Below are 22,210 nucleotides of genomic sequence, written 5' to 3'. Positions count from 1 at the left end.
AAAATCCACGAGAGCTTTATTATTTATTAATTCCTTCCAGTTTAAACATGAATGCATACACCAAAGCGATATCCTTCAGATAGTCAAATCTTCCGGAAGCACCACCATGACCGTATGCCATATCCGTTTTTAATAATAATACATTTTTATCCGTTTTCATGTCCCTAAGTTTGGCTACCCACTTAGCAGGCTCAAAATATTGTACCTGAGAATCATGTAGACCTGTTGTTACCAATAGATTAGGGTAGTTTTTCTTCTCTATATTTTCATATGGAGAATAAGATTTCATGTAGAAATAGGCTTCCTTATTATTTGGATTTCCCCATTCGTCATACTCATTGGTAGTCAGTGGGATGCTGGTGTCAAGCATGGTATTCACAACATCTACGAATGGTACCTGTGAAATGACTCCGTTCCAAAGATTCGGGCTCATATTGGCTATTGCTCCCATCAGAAGACCTCCGGCACTTCCTCCCTGAGCATACAGATGTTTTGGAGATGTATATTTTTCTTTCACCAGATATTCTCCGGAATCAACGAAGTCGGTAAATGTATTTTTCTTTTTCATCATTTTTCCGTCTTCATACCATTGTCTTCCCATTTCCTGACCTCCGCGGATATGAGTAATCGCATAGGCGAAACCTCTGTCCAAAAGACTCAGCCTGTTGCTGTTGAAAGTAGCATCCATAGAGCTTCCGTAAGAACCGTAAGCATAGAGTAGAAGCGGGCTGTTTCCGTCTTTTTTAAATCCTTTTTTATAAACAATGGAGATCGGAATTTTCGTCCCGTCTTTTGCTGTGGCAAAAAGTCTTTCTGTAGTATAATTGTCTTTATTATAGCCACCCAGAACTTCCTGTTGTTTTAAAAGAGTTCTTTTTCCAGTCTTTAAATCCTGCTCATACTGAGAATTTGGAGTAATCATAGATGTGTATCCAAAACGGAAATTATCCGTATTGTATTCAGGATTGTCCAGTGAAGAAACAGTATAGGCAGCTTCATCAAATTTCAGAAACTCCTTTTTTGCTGTTTTTCTGTCATAGATGACCAGTTGGGAAAGTCCGTTCTGTCTTTCGCTGAAAACCAGATAATTTTTAAAGGAAGTTATCCCCTGCATCAAAACATCTTTTCTGTGAGGAATAAAATCTTTCCAGTTTTCAACACCCGTTTTATCTAAAGGGGTTTCTACAATTTTAAAGTTAAGAGCATCTTTATTGGTTCTGATCAGAAATTTATCTTCTAATGGCGTAATGCTATACAGAACATTCTTCATTCTGGGCTGGAAAACATTGAATGTCCCATCAGGCTGATCAGCGTTCAGATATCTTGTTTCCGAAGAAGTGGTAGACCCTGAGTGGATCAGAACAAATTTTTCATTCTTAGATTTATAAACGGAAATAAAGTTGGTTTTATCCTTCTCCTCATACACCGTTACATCTTTACTGGAATCTGTTCCCAGCGTATGCTTTTTGATCTTTTCAGATAAAAGGGTTGTAGGATTATTTTCTGTATAGAAAATGGTTTTATTGTCATTGGCCCAAGTTGCAGAACCTCCTGTATTTTTTATTCCTAGATCTGTAACTTTTCCTGTACCAAGATCTTTTAAAAATAGCTTATACTGTCTTCTGGAAACATCATCCACGCCAAATACCATCTTTGTATTATCAGGACTGATACTGAAACCTGAAGCGGCATAATAAGAATGACCTTCAGCCATCTTATCTACATCCATAAGAATTTCTTCCGGAGCAGTAAGGCTGCCCTTTTTTCTACAGTACTTAAAGTATTGTTTTCCGGCTTCTGTACGGCTGTAATAGTAATATCCATTCCTAAAAACAGGCACAGACTCATCTTTCTCCTTGATTCTGGCTTTCATTTCCTGGAAAAGCTTTTCTCTGAAAGGTTCTGTATCTTTCATCATACCCTCCCAATAGGTATTTTCGGCCTTTAAATAATCAACGACCTTGGTAGAATCTTTTCCTTTTTTAAAATAATCAATCATCCAGTAATAAGGATCATTGACCTTATCACCATGCATTTCTCTGATGTGTTCCTGTTTCTCTGCAACAGGCGCCTTCATGTCCGGAAATTTCTGAGATTGAAATGTTGATACACTCATTACTAATAGTCCTAGATAAATTTTTTTCATGGTATTTTTTTTGGATCTAAGTGGATGCTATAATCCCCAAAGGTTTTTCAGCAAAACGTAGAATGTATGCTCTTCTTCGGTTACTTTGTTGTCTGCTTTGATCAGTGATTTTGCAAACTGAACAAATTTTACACGTTCATCTTCTGTAGAATCTTCATGGAAACATCTCGCATGGAACTCAAAATGGTCTTTCCATTCCTCAGGCTGTAAAAGAGCCAGCGTTTCAAGTTCATTGTCAAGGTTCATTCTGAACGGAAATTCATCCGCCATATATTGCTGCACCAGCATTCCTTCTTCAGGAGCAAACTCTCCGTCTACAGAAGAAAGGATCATTAATAAGTGATAGCCAGCGATTGATTTATTTGATTTTTGCATGCGTTGTGGTATGTTTAAGTTTAGTGTTTAAATTTGATAATTGATAATTGATAATTGATAATTGATAATTGATAATTGATAATTGATAATTGAGCTACAATTATTTCTCATAGAGACTTCTTTTCTTCTATCATTTATAATTCATCACTCATCATTTATAATTAATTAACGTAGTCTTTTGCAGGCTGTTTGTCTACAATTTTTCCTTTTTCAAGGATCAATACAAATGGGTTGCTTCTCGCTATTGTTTTGATGGCAGTTCCGTCCATCAGTACATTCTTGATTGTTTTAAAAGTATTGGGCTCTGTAGAAACTCCATAGATAAGAGCTCCTTTCTGAGCATTTACTTTCGCTTCCACTTTCTGAAGCAGATCTGCAGGGATCTCTTTGGGATGGTAAGAAAAAACCAAAACCGCTTTTGGAGCGTTAATGATCTCGTTGGTAACTTCCATTCCCGTAGGATCTTCAATCTTCAATTTCACAATTTCAGATTTATAACCTTCTTTGATCAATACAGATTCGTTTTTCCCATCCTCAATTTTCCATGGAGAACCTTCTGCCCAGTATTCTGTTTTTTTGATATAATCATCCTGATTTACTTTTACAACGGCTCCTGTTTTCTGATTTTTCAGAGAGTAGAAAGTCTTGTATTCAGAAGGGTTCTTATCGATTTTTACTTTTTCACCTTTAATATCTGTACCAATTTTATAATCACGGAAATCAATAATCGGTTCATGCATAATTCCCTGTGCCATAACGTAAATCATGCCCAGAGAAAAAACAGTTAAAAGAATATATTTGAAAGTGTTGGATGGCTCTTTCTCAGTAACGGCATACTCATCTTTTTTACGGAATTCTTTTCTATACATGATGAATAGAATGATCAGCCCTACAAGAAGGACAACATCCTTAAGGAAACTCTGCCAAGGCGTAAATTTGATTGCATCACCAAAACATCCACAGTCTGTTACAACATTGAAATACGCGGAATAAAAGGTAAGGAATCCAAAGAAAATACAAAGAGCAATTAATATGGATAAGGTAAATTTAAGCTTTAATTTAAGCAGCAGCATAAATCCTAAGAAAAGCTCCAGTACCACTACTATAACTGAGAATAGCAGTGCAAACTTTTCTAAAAACGGCATATTAAAAACAGGAGGAGCAAAATATTCTTCCATTTTGAAAGAAAAACCTACAAGATCCACGGCTTTCACAAAGCCTGAAAGGATAAAAATAACAGCAATAATAAAGCGTAATAAACCTTTGAGCATATTAAATATTTTTGGGTTCGAATTGATTTTCTTTTTCCGAGAACTTGATCAGGCAGAAGACAGCATAGTTCAGCATATCGAAATAGTTCGCGTCAAGTCCTTCAGAGACGATAGTTTTTCCCTGGTTGTCCTCAATCTGTTTTGTTCTTAATACTTTCTGATAAATAAGATCCGTAATCGAAGAGATTCTCATATCCCTCCATGCCTCACCATAATCATGATTTTTTCTTTCCATTAAAGCCTTCGCTTCATGGGCATATTGGTCATACAGACCTAAAATTTCTTCTTTATTTTCATTGAAATCATTGGAAAGACCTTTCTCAAGCTGAATAAGCCCAATGATAGAGTAGTTCACAATGGCGATAAATTCATCTTCCTCACTCTCATCTACCATTTTTTTATCAGTCATCTGAAGCGTACGAATCCTGTTGACTTTGATGTAAATCTGGTCTGTAATGGAACTCGGTCTTAGTACCCTCCATGCAGCCCCGTAATCCTGTAGCTTTTTACCGAAAAGATCACGACACTGACTGATAACTTTCTCGAACTGTACTGATGTTTTTAGCATAAAATTTCTTAATCTTCCAAATATACGAATTCGGTTTTAGATTTTTGAATTTGACGAGCTGAGTTTGTGAGGCAGAGGGATTGAGGGTGGGAGATTTTGAGGGTTTCGGATTCGTGATGCGGGGTTTTAGAGTTTGAGAGTAAGTGGGTTGGAGGGTGTTTGAGGAAAGAGTTTCAATATTCGATTTACCGAGTTTTGAGTTTTGAGAGTGTGCATTTAGCTTCCAACCTCCAGCTTCTGCCTCCAGCCTATAATTTCTAATTTCTACCCATTAAAAACACATAAATCACTAATTTTGCACTACAAAATCATTTATCAACTATCATTTATTAATTCTCATATCCCAATAATAAACTCCTATGCTCTCCAACCCTCCAATCCTCCAGCTCTCCAACCCTCAAACCTATTCAATCAACTGCAATGGCCGATTGGTAGAACTAGACATTCCAAAGATCATGGGAATCCTGAATCTGACTCCGGATTCTTTCTCTGACGGAGGGAAATTCAATAATGAAAAATCAGCTTTGTCACATGCCGAAAAACTACTGAAAGAAGGGGCTGAAATACTGGATATTGGACCTCAGTCTACACGTCCCAATGCAGAATTTTTAAGTGCTGAAGAAGAAATAAACAGGATCGGAAATCTCATTTCTCTGATCAAAAAAGAATTTCCGGAAGCCCTGATTTCCCTTGATACTTTTTATGCAGAAACAGTGAGATTGGGATTTAATGAAGGAATAGATCTGATCAATGATATTTCAGGAGGTCAGTATGATGCAGAAATGTTTGATACAGCTGCTGAAACGAAGCTTCCGTACATCCTGATGCATGTAAATCCTTCCTACCAAACCATGCATGATAAAATAAAATTCGAAGATATAACGCTGGAAGTGAATCAATATTTTTCCAAAAAAACGAAAGAACTTCTAGAAAAAGGAGTGAATGATATCATTCTTGATCCCGGTTTTGGTTTCGGAAAAACAGTAGATGACCAAATGAAAATGATCCACGAAGTTGAGTATCTCGGATTTGGAAAATTTCCTCTTTTAATAGGCATTTCCAGAAAGTCATTTATCTATAAACCGCTCGGAAAATCACCTTTGGATATCAATGAAGAAACTCAGGAACTTCATATGAAAGTGTTGGAGCAGGGTGCAAAAATTTTAAGGGTTCATGATGTGGCTGAAGCAAAGGAAACGCTTACCCGTTTTTTACGAAAAAAATAAAAAGTGTGAAAAAAACTTGTGAGTATTTAAAAAGTTTATACATTTGCAGTATGAATTTTACGAATCAGAAAAATATTATTGTCATTTCTATTATTGCTGTTGTCATTAACAACAGTAAGGAAACGGCATTTTAAATAGATTTTAATTTAAATTATATATAGGCCGTTTCATATTTGAAACGGCTTTTTTTGTTTTAATTTTTTATAGTACAAGAGTATGTATCAGTTATTATCAGTAATTATTATCGTCATTATTATTCCCTTGCGTCTGTGAGAAGGAAACTATATGACTGTACATATATGGAGCCCTCTCACAGCGTGAGAGGGCTTTTTTTATTCCCTTTTTTAATTTTTTAAACTTCTATAACATGTATTACAACGACGACACGGTCATCTATTTTGATGGAAAATTTTTGAAGGCAAAGGAAGCCGGAACAGATCTTTATGGGCAATCCCTTCACTACGGTTACTCTGTTTTTGAAGGAATCAAATCCTACAGCACAGATCAGGGAACCCAAATTTTCAAAGCAAAAGAACACTATGAAAGGCTGAAAAGATCAGCAGAACTGATGCATATTCCCTTTGATTATTCCGCAGAGCAGCTTACAGAACTGACGTATGAACTTCTGGAACGTAACGGATTTACAGATGCTTATATCCGTCCGTTGGTCACATGTTCGCCCAATATGTCGCTTTCAAAAGGACAAAAATCTTACCTGTCGCTTCTTGCCTGGGAATGGAACAACGGATACCTGGCAGATAAAATGAAAATCATGACTTCCCCTTTTCAGCGCCCGAATCCTAAAGCTTTTAAAGTTGAAGCCAAAGTAGGTGGGCATTATGTGAATTCGATCCTTGCCTGTCAGGATGCCAAAGACAAAGGCTATGATGAAGCATTGGTTTTGGATGAAAACGGAAATGTTGCCGAGAGCTCTGGTGCCAATGTTTTCTACGAAAAAGATGGAGTCTTATTCACTCCGGGCAAAGGAAGTATCCTTCCGGGAATTACAAGACAAACGGTTTTTGAAATCTGTGAGGAGCTTGATATTCCGGTTAAAGAATCCTTTTTCAAACCTGAAGAAATGAGAGGAGCAGATGCCGGGTTTTTCTGTGGTACCGCTGCAGAAATTGTTGCGCTGGATTCACTCGATGATGTCCCTTTTACCAGAGACTGGGAAGATACAGCAAGTGGGAGAGTACAGCAGGCTTATTTGAAAAGGGTAAGAGTTCTGTCATTGTAAATTTTCGGAATTTAAACATTTGTATATCAGGTGAATACATCTGTTTTTCAAATGATTGGATATTGTAGTTTTAGGAAAGTTAGAAATGAAAGAAATATTACAAGCTGTAGTTTTGGCTGAAAATTAAATAAAAAAAATCGCTTTAAGCAGATGAGAAGAAAAGAAAATGAAGAATAATATGCTAAATAAATATTCAAAAACGTTCACCCAAAACAGTGAACAGCCCGCTGCCAAAGCAATGTTGTACGGGATAGGTTTTACAGAAGAAGATATGCACAAGGCTCAGGTCGGGATTGCCAGCATGGGATACGATGGAAATACCTGTAATATGCACCTCAATGATCTTGCCAGGGAGGTAAAAAAAGGAACCTGGAAGAATGGGCTGGCCGGATTGATTTTCAATACCATTGGCGTAAGTGACGGAATGAGCAACGGAACAGATGGGATGCGCTATTCACTGGTAAGCCGTGATGTAATTGCAGACAGTATTGAGGCCATCTGTGGAGCACAATACTACGACGGTTTGATCGCGTTACCGGGCTGTGACAAAAATATGCCGGGAACCATTATCGCAATGGGAAGACTAGACAGACCATCTATCATGGTGTATGGTGGAACTATTGCTCCCGGTTGTTATAAAGGAGAACAACTTAATATCGTTTCAGCTTTCGAAGCATTGGGGCAAAAGATTGCCGGTGAAATTACAGAAGAAGACTTTGATGGGGTGGTCAAAAATTCTTGCCCGGGAGCAGGAGCATGTGGAGGGATGTATACAGCCAATACAATGGCATCTGCGATAGAAGCATTGGGAATGAGCCTTCCGTACTCCTCTTCCAATCCTGCTTTAAGCCAGGAAAAACAAAACGAATGTCATGAAGCGGGAAAATATATTAAAATATTATTGGAAAAAGACATTAAGCCTTCTGATATCATGACCAGGAAAGCTTTTGAAAATGCCCTTCGTATGATTGTTATTTTGGGAGGAAGCACCAATGCGGTATTACATTTCATAGCCATGGCAAAAAGTGTAGGAGTTCCTCTCACCCAGGATGATTTTCAGAAGATGAGCGATTGTACGCCTGTATTGGCAGATCTTAAACCAAGCGGGAAATACCTGATGCAGGATTTGTATGAGCATGGAGGAATACCGTCAGTAATGAAATATTTGCTGGAAGAAGGTTTACTTCATGGAGACTGCCTTACCGTTACCGGAAAAACACTCGCGGAGAATCTTAAAGATGTTCCGAATCTGGATTTTAATACACAGAAAATCATAAGACCTCTGTCAGCACCTATAAAAGCTACCGGACATCTGAGAATATTGTATGGAAACCTTGCTGAAAAAGGAAGCGTGGCCAAAATTACAGGAAAAGAAGGAGAACGTTTTGTGGGGAAAGCCCGTGTATTTGATGGAGAAAAAAATCTGATCAGAGGAATTCAGGATGGAACCGTACAACACGGTGATGTCATCGTCATTCGTCATGAAGGTCCAAAAGGAGCTCCCGGAATGCCTGAAATGCTGAAACCTACCAGCGCTTTGATTGGAGCAGGTTTGGGGAAAAGTGTTGCCTTGATTACAGATGGGAGATTTAGTGGCGGAACCCATGGTTTTGTAGTGGGACATATTACTCCGGAAGCTCACGAAGGAGGATTGATCGCCTTTGTAAATGATAATGATCTGATTGAAATAGATGCGGTAAACAACACCATACAGCTCAAAGTTTCAGAAGAAGAAATTGAAAGAAGAAAGAAAGGATGGCAAAAGCCCCCTCTTAAAGTACAGAAAGGACTGCTTTTTAAATATGCATTAACGGTATCATCAGCGGCAGAAGGCTGTGTAACGGACGAAATCACTCAATAAAAGTATATGGAAAACCTGAATTTATCAACAGAAATACAACTTACCGGAAGCCGGATCATTTTGGAGGCATTTCTTCAGGAAGGAGTAAAAACCGTTTTCGGATATCCGGGAGGAGCTATTATTCCAATTTATGATGCCCTTTACGATTACCATGAAACGTTGGAACATATTCTGGTGCGTCATGAACAGGCCGCGGTACATGCTGCACAAGGTCTTGCAAGAGTATCTGGAGAAGTAGGGGTTGTATTGGCAACCAGTGGGCCCGGAGCGACCAATCTTGTCACAGGATTAGCAGATGCTCTGTTGGATAATACCCCTTTGGTATGCGTTACAGGACAGGTTTTTGAACACCTTCTCGGAACCGATGCTTTTCAGGAAATAGATGTAATGAATGTCACAAGCCCGGTTACCAAATGGAATTATCAGGTGACTGATGCCAATGAGCTTTCAGAAGTCCTGGCAAAAGCATTTTATATTGCAAAATCAGGTCGTCCCGGACCTGTACTGATTGATGTCACCAAAAATGCCCAGCTGCAGTCTGTTGATTATAAAGGATATTCTCCATGTCAATCATTGAGAAGCTATAAACCGGATCCCAATCTATGTTTTGAAAGTATTGAAAAAGCGGCGGAACTGATCAATAATGCAGAGAAACCATTTATCATAGCAGGACAGGGAATCATGCTGGGGAAAGCTGAAAAAGAATTTTTAGCGTTTGCTGAAAAATCAGGAATCCCGGTGGCATGGACGGTTTTGGGAATGAGCGCTATCCCTACCGATCACCCTCAGGCTGTAGGGATGGTAGGAATGCATGGAAATTATGGACCCAATATATTAACCAACGAATGTGATGTTCTGATTGCGGTTGGAATGCGTTTCGATGACCGGGTGACAGGAAGACTGGATCAATATGCAAAACAGGCAAAAATCATTCACCTGGATATTGATAAAGCAGAGATCAATAAAAATGTAAAAGCCGATGTTCCGATTCTTGGAAACTGCAAACAGACGATTCCTCTTCTTACTGGATGGATTACAAAAAGAGAGCATCCGGAATGGCATGAAAGATTTAAAAAATGTCATGAAATTGAAAGTATCAACCTGATCAATACGGAGCTTTATCCTGAAGAAGGAGAAATTACAATGGGAGAAGTTATCCGGTACCTCAATGAGATGACAGCAGGAGAAGCAATCATTGTAACAGATGTAGGACAGCATCAGATGGCAACATGCCGTTACTCTACATTTAAGCATTCCCGAACCAATGTCACGAGTGGCGGATTGGGAACCATGGGATTTTGTCTTCCTGCAGCAATCGGAGCATCGTATGCCGGTACCAATCGCCCTGTTGTAGCGGTCATGGGAGATGGAGGAGCCCAAATGAATATTCAGGAATTGGGAACCATTATGCAGTATCATCCGGAAGTTAAAATTCTAATTCTTAATAACTGCTATCTGGGAATGGTAAGACAATGGCAGGAACTGTTTCACGAAGAAAGATACTCCTCAGTGGATATTCAAAGTCCTGATTTTGTTCAGGTAGCAAAAGGATATCATATTTCTGGAAATAAAGTTTCCGAGAGAGAAGATTTGAAGTTGGCTCTTCGTGAAATGCTTGATCACAGCGGAGCTTTTCTTCTTGAGGTCATGACAGGAAAAGAACACAATGTATTTCCGATGATTCCTCAGGGGAAAAGTGTTTCAGAGATTGTACTGAATAATAAATTTTAAAGAATAAAAAGATGAAAACAGACCATAAAGAATATACCATTACCGCGTATACAGAAGATTATTTAGGATTGATCAGCCGGATCAATGCTATTTTTTCGAGAAGGAGAATTTCTATGTTGACTTTCAATGTGGGCCCTTCCGAAATAGAAAAAGTAAAAAAGTTTGTCATTGTGATCAGAGAAACGGAAGATTCTGTTCAGAAGATCAGCAGACAAATGGAAAAACAGGTAGACGTTCTGGAGGTACATTATCACAGAACCCCATATCTGACCGCAATAGAATATGCGAGTTAAGCAAAAAATTAAACATCATAATCAGTAATAAATAAAATCAAAAAAAAATGGCAAAATTGAATTTTGGAGGAGTTGAGGAGAACGTAGTAACAAGAAACGAATTTCCGTTGGAAAAAGCTCAGGAAGTATTAAAAAATGAAGTCGTAGCAGTAATTGGATACGGAGTACAGGGACCGGGGCAGGCTTTGAATCAGAAAGATAACGGAATTAATGTCATTGTAGGGCAGAGAAAAAACTCCAAATCATGGGATAAAGCAGTAGCAGACGGATTTGTACCGGGAGAAACGTTATTTGAAATCGAAGAAGCGTTAGAAAAAGGAACCATCATCTGCTATCTTTTGAGTGATGCTGCCCAGATTGAATATTGGCCAAAAGTAAAACAGCATCTTACCGCAGGAAAAGCTTTGTATTTTTCTCATGGTTTCGGAATTACTTTCAGCGAACGTACCGGAATTGTGCCTCCCACCGATGTAGATGTATTTCTGGTAGCGCCAAAAGGTTCAGGAACGTCATTGAGAAGAATGTTTCTACAAGACAGAGGTCTGAACAGCAGTTTTGCCGTATATCAGGATGCAACAGGAAAAGCCAGAGAAAGAGTAACGGCAATGGGGATTGCAATAGGAAGCGGATATCTTTTTGAAACCGATTTTAAGAAAGAAGTATACAGCGACCTTGCAGGAGAACGTGGAACATTGATGGGAGCCGTACAGGGAATATTTGCTGCTCAGTATGATGTATTGAGAAAAAACGGACACAGTCCTTCTGAAGCTTTTAACGAAACCGTAGAAGAATTGACCCAGTCATTAATGCCATTGGTCGCAGAAAACGGAATGGACTGGATGTATGCCAACTGCAGTACCACTGCCCAGAGAGGTGCTTTGGATTGGTGGAAACGTTTCAGGGATGCAACTTCTCCTTTATTTGAAGAATTGTATGATAATGTAGCCAAAGGAAATGAAGCACAGCGTTCTATTGACAGCAATAGCAAACCGGATTATCGTGAAAAATTAGAAGTAGAGCTTACTGAATTAAGAGAAAGCGAAATGTGGAAGGCCGGTAAGACGGTACGAAGCCTGAGACCCGAAAACAATTAACAATTATAAAGATGATGAAAGAAGGAATAGCTTCCTCCGTTTTAGAGAATGTCTATAAAGCGGGGGAACGATTAAAAGATGTAGTGGTAAAAACACCTTTGGCTGTCAATAATAATCTGTCAGCTATTTATGAGGCGAATATTAGTTTTAAAAGAGAAGACCTTCAAAGAGTAAGATCCTATAAAATCAGGGGAGCTTACAATAAGATGGCAACCATGTCACAGGAAGAACTTTCAAAAGGAGTCGTGTGTGCCAGTGCCGGAAATCATGCACAGGGAGTTGCTTTTGCGTGTCATACGATGAAGGTGAAAGGAACTATTTTCATGCCTTTGCCTACCCCCGGACAAAAACTTGAACAGGTGAAAATGTTCGGAGGAGAATACATAGATGTCATTCTGTATGGAGATACATTTGATGCAGCGAAAGATGCAGCGATGAGTTTTTGCAAAGACCATAACAGTGCATTTATTCATCCTTTTGATGATCCCGCTATTATTGAAGGACAGGCAACAACGGCACTGGAAATTCTGGAGCAAATGGAAGGTGTTATCGATTATCTTTTTGTTCCGATTGGAGGAGGAGGTCTGGCAGCGGGCATTTGTTCTGTATTTCAACATCTGTCACCACAGACAAAGATTATTGGAGTAGAACCTTCAGCGGCAGCAAGTATGAAAAAAGCACTGGAAAAGGGGAAACCTGTCCTTCTTGAAAAGATAAGCCGGTTTGTAGATGGAGCGGCTGTACAGCAAGTGGGATATCTCACTTTTGAACGCTGCAAAGATATCCTGTATGATATGGCTACGGTAGAGGAAGGACTTGTTTGCCAAACCATTTTGTCATTGTATAATAAAGATGCAATTGTGGTAGAACCTGCAGGAGCCCTTTCAGTAGCAGCATTGGAAAAGTACAGGGACGAAATTAAAGGTAAAAATGTAGTCTGTATTATCAGCGGAAGCAATAATGATATCACCCGTATGGAGGAAATCAAGGAAAAAGCGTTGCTGTATGCAGGATTGAAACACTATTTCCTGGTGAGATTTCCACAGCGCCCTGGAGCACTGAAAACGTTTGTGATAGATGTGCTGGGACCTGATGATGACATTACCTACTTTGAGTACACCCAAAAAAACTCGAAAGAAAAAGGAATTGCAGTCGTGGGAATTGCTCTCAAACAAAACAAAGATTTTACCCCTTTGATTGATAAAATGAAGCAAAATGATTTTTTTGTCAATTATCTGAATAATGATCCTTCTTTAATGAATCTTCTTATTTAAAAGAATTTAGATTTAAAAAGAGAAATGTTTCTTTTTTTAACAATATCAAATGACATAAGAAATTGAAGCGTTAAGAAAATGAATTCTGTGAACGTTAAAAAAACGCTAGTGTTTGAGTGCGGAACAACATGTGATTCTAAACATAGATTGCTACCGCACGAGTTTAGAGTTTTTAGAGAACAGATTTCCTTTTTAGCGGAAGTTTCTAAGTCTTGAATTTTTGGTTCTTTTGCTTCAAGGCAAAAGAACTATAATTAATTTAAAATAATTTTTTAGACCATTAAGGATGATTAAGTTTTTAAGAATAGTGAAGGAAAATATCTTTCGATATTTATTAAGCACGGTGCTTCATTCAATTGAGTTGAATCTTAACCTTTCTTAAAGCCTCAATTTTTATTAATAGTTCCAAATCATATTCTATACTAAATTATTTCGTTTTCAAACAGATTCTAAAAACACAATGATGAAAAAAGCTTCACAATCTGTGAAGCTTTTTTGTTTTTAACAATGTCAAACGACATACGAAACTGAGGCGTTAAGAAAATGAATTCTGTGAACGTTAAAAAAACTCTAGTGTTTGAGTGCGGGACAATAAGTGATTCTAAACATAGATTGCTACCGCACGAGTTTAGAGTTTTTAGAGAACAGATTTCATTTTTAGCGGAAGTTTCTAAGTCTTGAATTTTTGATTCTTTTGCTTCAAGGCAAAAGAACTATAATTAATTTAAAATAATTTTTTAAACCATTAAGATTGATTAAGTCTTTAAGAATGATGAAGGAAAATATCTTTCGATATTTAGTAAGCACGGTGCTTTATTCAATTGAGTTGAAACTTAATTTTCCTTACAACCTCAATTCTTCTTAATGGTTCCAAATCATATTCTATATTAAATTATTTCGTTTTCAAACAGATTCTAAAAACACAATGATGAAAAAAGCTTCACAATCTGTGAAGCTTTTTTTATTTTTTATCTTTCCAGTGAAAAATTCGAAATTACTTTCGGGCGTTCAGCTTCATTAGCTACTTTCCAGGATGTTCTGTACATCCATTCAGTCATTTTATAAAGCTTTTTGTAGTTGATATTTTCAGATTCATCCTGTGGAGTATGGTACTGATCATGCAGTACACTCGTGAAAAATATAGCAGGAATCCCGATTTTAGCATAAGGAAGATGATCACTTCTAAAATAGAAATACTCAGCATGGCTCGGAGAATCCCAATCTTTCAGGTATTTGAATTTTGTACTCTCATTATTGGCTTCTTCAGCCATTTTTACCAATTCTTCAGAATTTTTATGAGGAGCATTTCCTCCTAATAAAGCCGCTTCATTATTATCATTTCTTCCGATCATATCACCGTTCAGAACTGCTACGATGTTTTCTTTAGGAACAACAGGGTGGGCTGCATGCCATCTTGAACCCAGTAGACCTCTCTCTTCAGCTCCATGGAAAACAAACAAAATACTTCTTTTTCCCGGCTGTTTCTTATAAGCCCTGGCCATTGCCAACATCGCAACACAAGTACTTGCATTATCATCAGCACCATTGTAGATCGTGTCATTTTTCACAGGATGTCTGATGCCGTCATGATCCTGGTGTCCGCTTAATAAAACATACTCGTTTTTAAGAACCGGATCTGTCCCTTCTATCTTTCCAATGATATTAATTGATGGATATTTGTAAGATTCAGTGATCAGGTTCAGAGAAGCTTTAGGATTGTTTTTTACCCAGCCGGAATTTTCTCTTTTGATCCACAAAACAGGAATATTATTGGTGATTTTCTCTCTTAATCCTTCCACTCCGTAGCTTCCTCTGGTCATTTGAGGGAGTATTTCTACCCAGCTTTGCTCAGAAATATCATCGGTAATGAAAATAATGGCTTTAGCTCCCAGTTCAGAAGCTTTATTGTAATATTTATTCCTTACAAATCCGGGATATCTCCTTACAAAAAGGGTCATGTCTTTAGAAATGTTTTTATCAGAAGCATTTACGGCAAGAACCTTCCCTTTGATATTTAATTTTGCAAGATCTTCAGGTTCTGCATTTCCTGCATACACAATTTCAGCATCTACAGACGCATTTACAGGCTCTGCAACGAGGAAATCTTTCCATAGTTTCAGGCTGTTGTCTCCAATTTTCAGACTGCTTTGCGGGATAATCTGATGTCTGTACATATCAAAAAACTGGAAAAAAGTTCCGTTATCGCCAGCAGGTTTCATTCCGGCTTCTTTTGCTTTGTCAGCAAGCCACATAGAAACTTTTAGCTCGTCCAGAGTTCCGGCTTCACGGCCCCAAAATTGGTCTGCGGCAAGCTGATACATATCGGTACGAAGATCAGACTCTTTGATGGCAGAGACCAAAGGTTTTTTATAATTCTGAGCATTTCCAAAGGCAAATAAGAAAAGGCCCAGCAGAGAAAAAACATAATTTTTATTCATGGGAACCTTAATTGAAGTTAGTTAATTTCTCAGAAAACTGTTTTGAAAATTCCTTTCTGTCTTCTTCCAGCTTTTCCAGGTTAGAAGGCAAAAAATAATTAAAAAGGATCTTGTCTTCATTGTCTAAAAAGATAATTTCCTTTTCATTTCCATCGATCATCTGTGAGAAAATATCCCACATCGGAGTGTCTTTTAATTTTAATAATTCAAAAAACTGTTCTGCTTTGATTTCGATTTTCTGCATGTTCTTTTTTTATATAGTATCGTTGAATATTTCTGAATTCTGATTCAAAAATAAAGATTTTGTATTTCACTGACGATTAAAACTCGAGAAACTTCAGCTTAAACTGGATGGCAAAATTTTCTTTAAAATGAGGCGTTGCATAATAGCCCACTCTGTAGAATAAGCCCAGATTAAAATAACTGGAAAGGAAATTGTTCCATTCCAATCCGACTTCCTGATACAGGTGGTCCAGCTTTCTGAACTTAAACTGGTGGTATTCTGGGTGCTTCATATCCCCGATAGTTCCTCTTAAAACAAAATCAAAACTGGAAACATTGTGTCCAAAACTTTTGAAATACCAAGGCAGTTTGTGCGTGAAATAATACGCTATGAATCTGTCATTATAGTATTTTCCACCTTCCAGTGTTGCAAACCCAAGGTAAGAAGTAAGGTTAAAATTAAAGTCTTTACCCGGAGAAGCCAGTCCGTTCATCGTAAAGTTTTTCCAGATAGGCGCTCCACCCAGAACAGCACCTCCATACAATCTGAAACCAGTAGTCCCGATAGGTGTTTTGAAATTATGAACAAAAAGGGCATCAAAACGGGAATAGCTGAAGTCTCCTTCCAGCATTTTGTAGCTCTGTTCATAATTGAAATACAGCTCAGGATATTTCTGATCGATCAGGGATTTTCCCTGTGGAGTCATAATATTGGTAGAATTCGGAGAATATTTTAAGGTAAACAATGTATTGAAGTTCCTGTAGGAAGTTCCTCTGTCTTTGAATTGATAATCAAATTCTGCGGCCTCTGTATTTCTTCGTACAGCGAGGGCAAGGGTAAGACCGTTTGTGACATCATTCAGGTAAGACAATGACATTCCTTTAAAGTGAAAATATTTGTCATTGTTTAGATTATTCCCGAAGTTCATCGTTCTCATTTTGAAATTCCAAAGCTTTCGGTTAAACTCTCCGGATGCTGTTACATCATCGTACACCTCAAATCTGAAAAATGAATTTTTCTCCAGTGTAGTTTTCATATCAAGCCCCATCCCGTATTTCCATTTTCTGTCTTTCACACCATAGGCAAAATAATAGTCCGGTGAAAAATAAGGATTGAAATTTTCATTCAGCTTGGCTTTTAAACCTAATCTGAAACCTTCATATGAGTTGTAATTGACAATTTCATCCACAGCGATGTCTACAGAACCCATTCTGATCTGCCCGTTCAGCAGTCCGGATAAGATCTGTGCTTTGCTGTCGATTTTATATTTTTTACCTAAACTGTCGATTGTTTTATAGGTATTCTGTTCTCTGTCCGTAAGAGGGTCCGTTCTGTATTGATCCAGAGAATGGCCGTCAATGTTTTTTACAGAGAAAGTATAGCCTTTGAAATCTTTGGCATTCTCTTCAATTGGAGCCTCGAAATCAAAATATTTTGAGGTAAGGAAGGCGTATGTACCAAAGCTTCTTTTATCTTTCTTATCATCAGCATGTACTTTGTCATCCATAGCCATTTTACCCATTTTAAGCTTGGTTTTTTCTTGGGCAAGAAACCATTTGTTATTGTAAAATATCCAGGTACTGGTAATGATCCCGTCGTTTTTATTTTTACTGAAATTTTCAATTTTTTTGATTCCGTAGGTCTCGGTATCTATGTAAATGGTGCCATTATACTTTCGCTTTCTGTCCGGCTTTTTGTAATTCACTTCACGAAAACGGATCACAAAGTTTTTTCTTCCGTCAAGGGTAACAGTATCAGAAAGGAAGAACCGGTAAAGTCCTCTGTTTTCCGGCTTCAACTGCTCCGGAACGACATCCCTGTTGCTTTGCTGAAGAGCGATCATTTCGTAAATAGGCTGCTTCAGACCTGAAATTCTGTTGTCCAGAATGTTAATCTTCTCACCATACTTTTTGGAATATAAAAATTCCTGAGCCCTTTCCCAAAGAAAGAGTTTACTTTTTGAAAATACTTTTCTTGCGGAAATATTATTTAGTGAGTCTTTTTCCCTTTTTTTCTTAAAAATGTTTAAATCATTGAAATACTGATTAAACTGGGAAATGCTGTCCTCATCTATATCCAGAGATATTTTTTCGTAGGATTTATAGGAATAGGACCCTAAGCTTTTCGGGGAGTTTTCATTGAATAATTTATTTACTTTTCTAAGAATTTCCAGTGCTCTGGGATCACTTTTATCTTCAATCACTACAGCTTCAATGTCGGTAGTTTTTGATGTTTTTTTGAGCAGGGAAACTTCTATACTGCTCTCTACCGTAACACTTTCTTTCTGATAAGTATCGGCTTCAATATCAATGTTTTTGCAACCCGTTTTGAATTCCAGAACACCTTGTTCATTGGTATATCCAATAAGCGTGTTGTCACAGGATACCTTAGCATTAAAGACAGGTCTTTGACTGGCGTCATCTACAACCTTAATCTTTGATTGTGAGTACGCCAAAAAGCTGATCAGAAAAAATAATAACAGTAAGCCCCTTTTCATGTATAAAAACTATGTCAAAATTAATGATATTTATTGTTCTGGAAAAGTTTTTAACAGAGTATAACATTGATTTAATCTAATGTTTGTATGTACTTTTTCCTGAGAAAACTGAATGTCTGATTGTCTCAGATAGTCTTTCTGAATTTCCTGAAGATTTCCAATAAAAAAACTCCTGAACAGATGAGGTTCAGGAATTTTAATTGTTTATTGTAGTTTTTGTGTTTCTGAAAGACTTTACCGATCATCCAAAGCCTTCATAAACTCAATAATATCATCTATTTCTTTATCGGTAAGCTGTAACGGAGCATCAGAAAGTGTCTGGTTTTCCACTTTAAATCCAAAAGCTTTTCCACCCCCTTTATTATAAAAATTCATCACCTCTTTTAGGGTTTTGTAACCTCCATTGTGCATATAAGGAGCTGTTTTATGAATGTTTCTAAGCGTTGGAGTTTTAAAAGAATGCTGTAATGAAGGAACGGTCTCATGAAACTTTCCTCTTCCCAGATCACGGTCAAACGTTTTATTCTCTCCATTCACAGCTGCTCCCAATACTTCCTGTTCTGTTTTCTTGAAATTAGGAGGAACGGTACCATTGAATAAAGGAAGAAAATGGCATATCGCACACTGAGCTTTTCCAACAAAAAGATTAAACCCGCGTTTTTGGCTTTCTGTCATTGCCGACTTATTTCCTCTCATATATTCATCAAAATCTGAATTGAATTTTGCCAGAGAACGGATGTAGCTCGCCAGTACATTCTGAAGCTGCCATACTTCCGTTTTTTGAGAATGATAGATCTTTTTAAAAGCTGCCTGATAGTTTTTATCCTGGTTGATTTTGGCAAGAATGACATTCAGGTCACCATGCATTTCTTCTTTGTTGGAAATCACATCTGAGCTCTGTCCTTCCAGATCATCCTTCCGCATATCCCAAAACTGGCCATGCTGATATCCTGCATAGTTGAGAGAAGGTGCATTTCTGGCAAGCTCTGAGTTTTCAAGGGACATCGATTTGGCAAGGCCATCAGTAAATGCTTTCTCAGGGATATGACAGGTTGCACAGTTTCGGTTATTACTATTGGACAGGATTTTATCATTAAAAAGCTGATGACCAAGAGCTGCCTTTTCTTCAGAGTATGCATATTCTTTCCCGGGATTGAAGGCATTGGGATTGAAGGCATTTTTAGCAAAAAAAGTAGCTGCATTTTTGTTTAAGGCAGTAGTTACCTCAACATCCGGAATTTTCTCCTGATTTTTAAAATCCAGCATCAAAGCAGTGATCTTATTCAGATGATCAGGGATAAAATTGACATAATCAAATGTGTTTTTGTCCGTGTGTTTTTTCAACACTTCGATCGCCGAATTGATTTCTGCAATAATGTTTTTTAATGCTTTATCTTTCGATCGTTCAGTAGAGATTTGTTCCAATGTTTCTTTAATCCCTTCCAGAGAAGAAGGCATTTCTTGTAAAAAAACTCCCGAAGCAGGAGTGTCAAAACCTGAAATTCCCAAGCTGGAAATCCTGAAAGCTTCCTGTCTCAACGCATCAAATACCTGATCTTTACTTACAGTAATGACCTGAAAGTTGGTTGCTATGGTATTGCTTTTGTTGATAAGCTTATTAAGCATTCTGATCACTTCATCTTTATTCCCTTTATCATAAGGATAAAACATTTCTTCCAAAACCTGCAGTCCTTCCGGTTCTATTTCGGTATGCTCATCCATTTCTATTTCAGGAAGGGCAGGACCATTGATAAATCTTGCAGAGTGGGGCAGGAAGTACTCTACCGCCCATTCCATTTTTTTGTAGGTTTTTCTGATATCCTGAAATTTCTCCTGAAGAAGTTTTTCATCAGAGTTTTTAGAAACAAGGACTTTCAGTTCGTTGATTTGTTTTTCAAAATCAGCATTGGTTTTGATAATCCTGTTTTTTACAGAACCAAGATCTTCATACACTGGCTGCTGCTTATCATTTTTACAGTAATAGAGCGTAAAAAGCGCGGCTGCACAGTATAACAAAAGGAGTATCGGGTATTTTGAAAGTTTATGCATAGGTATGAAAAAGTATCAACAGAAAATTTCTATTGATACTTTAATTTGATATGAAGGAATTAAAACTATTTTTCTACGTTTCTGATGATTACAATCTGTCCACCTTCTTTGTTGGTGTTGATTCCGGAACCGTCAGGGTTTTTAAATTTATCTAACTGCCAAGTATGAGAATGGATATTGACCGTAAAGGTATTTGGAATCCCGATGATATCGGAAATATCAACCATTGCCCCGAATTCCCAAGAACCAAACTTCTGAAGATCTCCGGATTGGTTGTAAGCCGTCTGCCATGCAGAATCGTTTCTATTGTGCTTCATGTTCAACCATGGTTTATATTGTTTTGTAGCAATATTCAGCTGCCAGATGTAAGAATCGTGGTTGGCATTTTTGTAATAAGAATCACCGTCTTCCTGAATGTATACAAAGTTTTCAGTAACACATAAGTTATCAGGATTGATAAGATTGTTTCCAGGGTTAGAATCTCCTTCAGCAACAACTTCCAATTTTCCTGTCAGCATATTACTTGAGTTAAGAACCAGTTTGTAAACTCTTCCCCACATTGTTAATCCTGCTTTTGGGTTCATTCCGTCTGAAGATTCTCCGGTAGCGGTAAAGTAAATTTCTCTTCCTTTTCCTGCTCCTTTTCTGTAATCTACATCTTCTACTCTTGAAAAACGGATTGCATTATTATCAATGTTTTTCTGGTTAATCTGAGCTCCTGTAAGGTTTTTGGCGTTAGGAATTTCAACAAACTCTACATCGTAGCTGCTTCCCTTCGTCATATCGGTTTCAGTATAGTTGCTGTTGGTTCTTTTTAAAGAATACAACTTACCGTTATCCAGATCTCCTTGTGTATCGGCTACATACATAATCAACTGTCCTGCTGACTGGTGAGAAGAAGAATAAGACTGATCTTCTCCGATGATGATATAAGATTTTCCATTGGAAACGTCTTTAGGAAGTGGAACTGCATTTTCCATGGAAGCTTTTCCTAAAGCTGGCTTTACTCTTGTTTTATCTGATGCCTGAGATACTGATGCCAGTGGATTCAAAGCATGAACCATACTTTCTTCACCCGATTCACCCGCTGTAAGGAAGGCACTGAAACCATGAATTTCTGGTGTTGCCAATGTAGCGGAGCACAATCTTGTCATTCCTCCGGTTCCATTTAAAATATATTCTCCTTTTACAGGCTTAAAAGTTTTATCTAAGTATACTCTTGATACGGACTGTTTGATCTCATGATTGGTAATCATCAGATAGCCATCAGAATTAGGATCTTTCATAATTCCCATCCCATCCGGCTGACCTCCGAAAACGAAATCAGGAGATCCTGAAAGAATGTCAGAACTGGAAATAAGTGTCGTAATATTTAAATTTTCAAAACCAGGCATTCCAAAAACGAAAGCGGGTTCTTTAGAAAAATTTTCAATCTTTATTTTGTCATTGACAGGAGTATTTCCATCCCCGTTATTGTCATCATTACAGCTTTGAAAAGCAATAGCTGCAAGGATCAGGACTCCAATAGTTTTGTTAATTTTCATAATTATATTTTTTGAATTTCGATTAAGGCAAAACTAAAGGTATAGTGTTAACTAAGTTTTAATAAGACAAAACAAATAGTTTAATATTAGATGGTGGTTTGTTACGATAAGATCAATAATTAGAACTTATATAAATAAGAAATGATCTACTTGTATTTCCGTATTTTTTTCTTTAAACCAAGATTTTATGATTCAAATCGTTTATCAGAGTGAGATAATAAAGCGACAGTGTCATTGATGAAGTTATTTGAATATTATATAGCTTTCCAAAATTATTTTAATTTCCCACTGATTTCACAGATTACGCAGATGCTTGTGGAAAAAACAGTGTAATCTGTAAGGAGTATGGATATTACACATACGCTTAGTAAGAATCAATG

16 protein-coding genes are annotated in these 22,210 nt (G+C 37.5%); 7 read left to right on the top strand and 9 right to left on the bottom strand.

Features of this window, described 5'->3' with window-relative positions; translation table 11 throughout:
- Window positions 1-19: 19 nt before the first annotated feature.
- The 4 genes from DBR39_RS00620 to DBR39_RS00605 form a co-directional block, all read right to left on the bottom strand.
- Window positions 20-2,146: a S9 family peptidase gene (locus DBR39_RS00620; RefSeq protein ID WP_124530398.1), complete on the bottom strand. Its 2,127-nt coding sequence runs from the start codon at window positions 2,144-2,146 to the stop codon at window positions 20-22.
- A 27-nt stretch (window positions 2,147-2,173) separates the two neighbouring features.
- Entirely contained in the window at window positions 2,174-2,521 is a 348-nt protein-coding gene (locus tag DBR39_RS00615; protein ID WP_034692300.1) for a TerB family tellurite resistance protein, read from the bottom strand.
- 161 nt (window positions 2,522-2,682) lie between these two features.
- A complete protein-coding gene (locus tag DBR39_RS00610; RefSeq protein ID WP_124530397.1) occupies window positions 2,683-3,792 on the bottom strand; it encodes a BT_3928 family protein in 1,110 nt (369 codons plus the stop codon).
- A 1-nt stretch (window position 3,793) separates the two neighbouring features.
- On the bottom strand, window positions 3,794-4,360 hold the full coding sequence (locus DBR39_RS00605; RefSeq protein ID WP_103234244.1) for a DUF1599 domain-containing protein: 567 nt from the start codon (window positions 4,358-4,360) through the stop codon (window positions 3,794-3,796).
- Between the two features lie 455 nt (window positions 4,361-4,815).
- Here DBR39_RS00605 and folP point away from each other — a divergent pair, with 455 nt between their 5' ends.
- The 7 genes from folP to ilvA all read left to right on the top strand — a co-directional run bounded on the left by folP (window position 4,816) and on the right by ilvA (window position 13,079).
- Window positions 4,816-5,586 (top strand): dihydropteroate synthase, encoded by a 771-nt coding sequence (folP, locus tag DBR39_RS00600; RefSeq protein WP_185147115.1) that lies wholly within the window; start codon window positions 4,816-4,818, stop codon window positions 5,584-5,586.
- 367 nt (window positions 5,587-5,953) lie between these two features.
- Window positions 5,954-6,826 carry a branched-chain-amino-acid transaminase gene (ilvE, locus tag DBR39_RS00595; RefSeq protein ID WP_124530395.1) on the top strand — a complete coding sequence of 291 codons (873 nt, stop codon included), beginning with the start codon at window positions 5,954-5,956 and terminating at the stop codon, window positions 6,824-6,826.
- 178 nt (window positions 6,827-7,004) lie between these two features.
- On the top strand, window positions 7,005-8,687 hold the full coding sequence (gene ilvD, locus DBR39_RS00590; protein WP_124530626.1) for a dihydroxy-acid dehydratase: 1,683 nt from the start codon (window positions 7,005-7,007) through the stop codon (window positions 8,685-8,687).
- A 6-nt stretch (window positions 8,688-8,693) separates the two neighbouring features.
- A complete protein-coding gene (ilvB, locus tag DBR39_RS00585; RefSeq protein WP_124530394.1) occupies window positions 8,694-10,418 on the top strand; it encodes a biosynthetic-type acetolactate synthase large subunit in 1,725 nt (574 codons plus the stop codon).
- Between the two features lie 11 nt (window positions 10,419-10,429).
- Window positions 10,430-10,711, top strand: coding sequence for a hypothetical protein (locus tag DBR39_RS00580; RefSeq protein ID WP_103234240.1), 282 nt, complete (start codon window positions 10,430-10,432; stop codon window positions 10,709-10,711).
- A gap of 47 nt (window positions 10,712-10,758) precedes the next feature.
- Window positions 10,759-11,805, top strand: coding sequence for a ketol-acid reductoisomerase (gene ilvC, locus DBR39_RS00575; RefSeq protein ID WP_103234239.1), 1,047 nt, complete (start codon window positions 10,759-10,761; stop codon window positions 11,803-11,805).
- Window positions 11,806-11,816: 11 nt separating this feature from the next.
- Entirely contained in the window at window positions 11,817-13,079 is a 1,263-nt protein-coding gene (gene ilvA, locus DBR39_RS00570) for a threonine ammonia-lyase (protein ID WP_124530393.1), read from the top strand.
- A 968-nt stretch (window positions 13,080-14,047) separates the two neighbouring features.
- On the opposite strand, the gene DBR39_RS00565 is transcribed toward ilvA, so the two are convergent.
- The 5 genes from DBR39_RS00565 to DBR39_RS00545 all read right to left on the bottom strand — a co-directional run bounded on the left by DBR39_RS00565 (window position 14,048) and on the right by DBR39_RS00545 (window position 21,830).
- On the bottom strand, window positions 14,048-15,517 hold the full coding sequence (locus tag DBR39_RS00565) for a M20/M25/M40 family metallo-hydrolase (RefSeq protein WP_124530392.1): 1,470 nt from the start codon (window positions 15,515-15,517) through the stop codon (window positions 14,048-14,050).
- Window positions 15,518-15,524: 7 nt separating this feature from the next.
- On the bottom strand, window positions 15,525-15,761 hold the full coding sequence (locus tag DBR39_RS00560) for a hypothetical protein (RefSeq protein WP_124530391.1): 237 nt from the start codon (window positions 15,759-15,761) through the stop codon (window positions 15,525-15,527).
- A 76-nt stretch (window positions 15,762-15,837) separates the two neighbouring features.
- Entirely contained in the window at window positions 15,838-18,237 is a 2,400-nt protein-coding gene (locus DBR39_RS00555; RefSeq protein ID WP_124530390.1) for a DUF5686 family protein, read from the bottom strand.
- 234 nt (window positions 18,238-18,471) lie between these two features.
- Window positions 18,472-20,286, bottom strand: a complete 1,815-nt coding sequence (locus DBR39_RS00550; RefSeq protein WP_124530389.1) for a cytochrome-c peroxidase — start codon at window positions 20,284-20,286, stop codon at window positions 18,472-18,474.
- Window positions 20,287-20,351: 65 nt separating this feature from the next.
- Window positions 20,352-21,830, bottom strand: a complete 1,479-nt coding sequence (locus DBR39_RS00545) for a hypothetical protein (RefSeq protein ID WP_124530388.1) — start codon at window positions 21,828-21,830, stop codon at window positions 20,352-20,354.
- Between the last annotated feature and the right edge of the window lie 380 nt (window positions 21,831-22,210).

The sequence above is a fragment of the Chryseobacterium sp. KBW03 genome (genome assembly GCF_003852415.1).
Lineage (GTDB): Bacteria > Bacteroidota > Bacteroidia > Flavobacteriales > Weeksellaceae > Chryseobacterium > Chryseobacterium viscerum.
Note: the sequence above shows the minus strand (reverse complement) of the source record. Positions and strands in the feature narration are given on the sequence as shown.

What these genes read in the sequence shown, in the direction of transcription:
- DBR39_RS00620 (WP_124530398.1), bottom strand. Translation starts at nt 2,146, where the DNA reads ATGAAAAAAATTTATCTAGGACTATTAGTAATGAGTGTATCAACATTT.
- DBR39_RS00560 (WP_124530391.1), bottom strand. Translation starts at nt 15,761, where the DNA reads ATGCAGAAAATCGAAATCAAAGCAGAACAGTTTTTTGAATTATTAAAA.
- DBR39_RS00565 (WP_124530392.1), bottom strand. Translation starts at nt 15,517, where the DNA reads ATGAATAAAAATTATGTTTTTTCTCTGCTGGGCCTTTTCTTATTTGCC.
- ilvC (WP_103234239.1), top strand. Translation starts at nt 10,759, where the DNA reads ATGGCAAAATTGAATTTTGGAGGAGTTGAGGAGAACGTAGTAACAAGA.
- DBR39_RS00545 (WP_124530388.1), bottom strand. Translation starts at nt 21,830, where the DNA reads ATGAAAATTAACAAAACTATTGGAGTCCTGATCCTTGCAGCTATTGCT.
- DBR39_RS00610 (WP_124530397.1), bottom strand. Translation starts at nt 3,792, where the DNA reads ATGCTCAAAGGTTTATTACGCTTTATTATTGCTGTTATTTTTATCCTT.
- DBR39_RS00605 (WP_103234244.1), bottom strand. Translation starts at nt 4,360, where the DNA reads ATGCTAAAAACATCAGTACAGTTCGAGAAAGTTATCAGTCAGTGTCGT.
- ilvB (WP_124530394.1), top strand. Translation starts at nt 8,694, where the DNA reads ATGGAAAACCTGAATTTATCAACAGAAATACAACTTACCGGAAGCCGG.
- ilvE (WP_124530395.1), top strand. Translation starts at nt 5,954, where the DNA reads ATGTATTACAACGACGACACGGTCATCTATTTTGATGGAAAATTTTTG.
- DBR39_RS00555 (WP_124530390.1), bottom strand. Translation starts at nt 18,237, where the DNA reads ATGAAAAGGGGCTTACTGTTATTATTTTTTCTGATCAGCTTTTTGGCG.
- DBR39_RS00550 (WP_124530389.1), bottom strand. Translation starts at nt 20,286, where the DNA reads ATGCATAAACTTTCAAAATACCCGATACTCCTTTTGTTATACTGTGCA.
- folP (WP_185147115.1), top strand. Translation starts at nt 4,816, where the DNA reads ATGGGAATCCTGAATCTGACTCCGGATTCTTTCTCTGACGGAGGGAAA.
- DBR39_RS00580 (WP_103234240.1), top strand. Translation starts at nt 10,430, where the DNA reads ATGAAAACAGACCATAAAGAATATACCATTACCGCGTATACAGAAGAT.
- ilvD (WP_124530626.1), top strand. Translation starts at nt 7,005, where the DNA reads ATGCTAAATAAATATTCAAAAACGTTCACCCAAAACAGTGAACAGCCC.
- DBR39_RS00615 (WP_034692300.1), bottom strand. Translation starts at nt 2,521, where the DNA reads ATGCAAAAATCAAATAAATCAATCGCTGGCTATCACTTATTAATGATC.
- ilvA (WP_124530393.1), top strand. Translation starts at nt 11,817, where the DNA reads ATGATGAAAGAAGGAATAGCTTCCTCCGTTTTAGAGAATGTCTATAAA.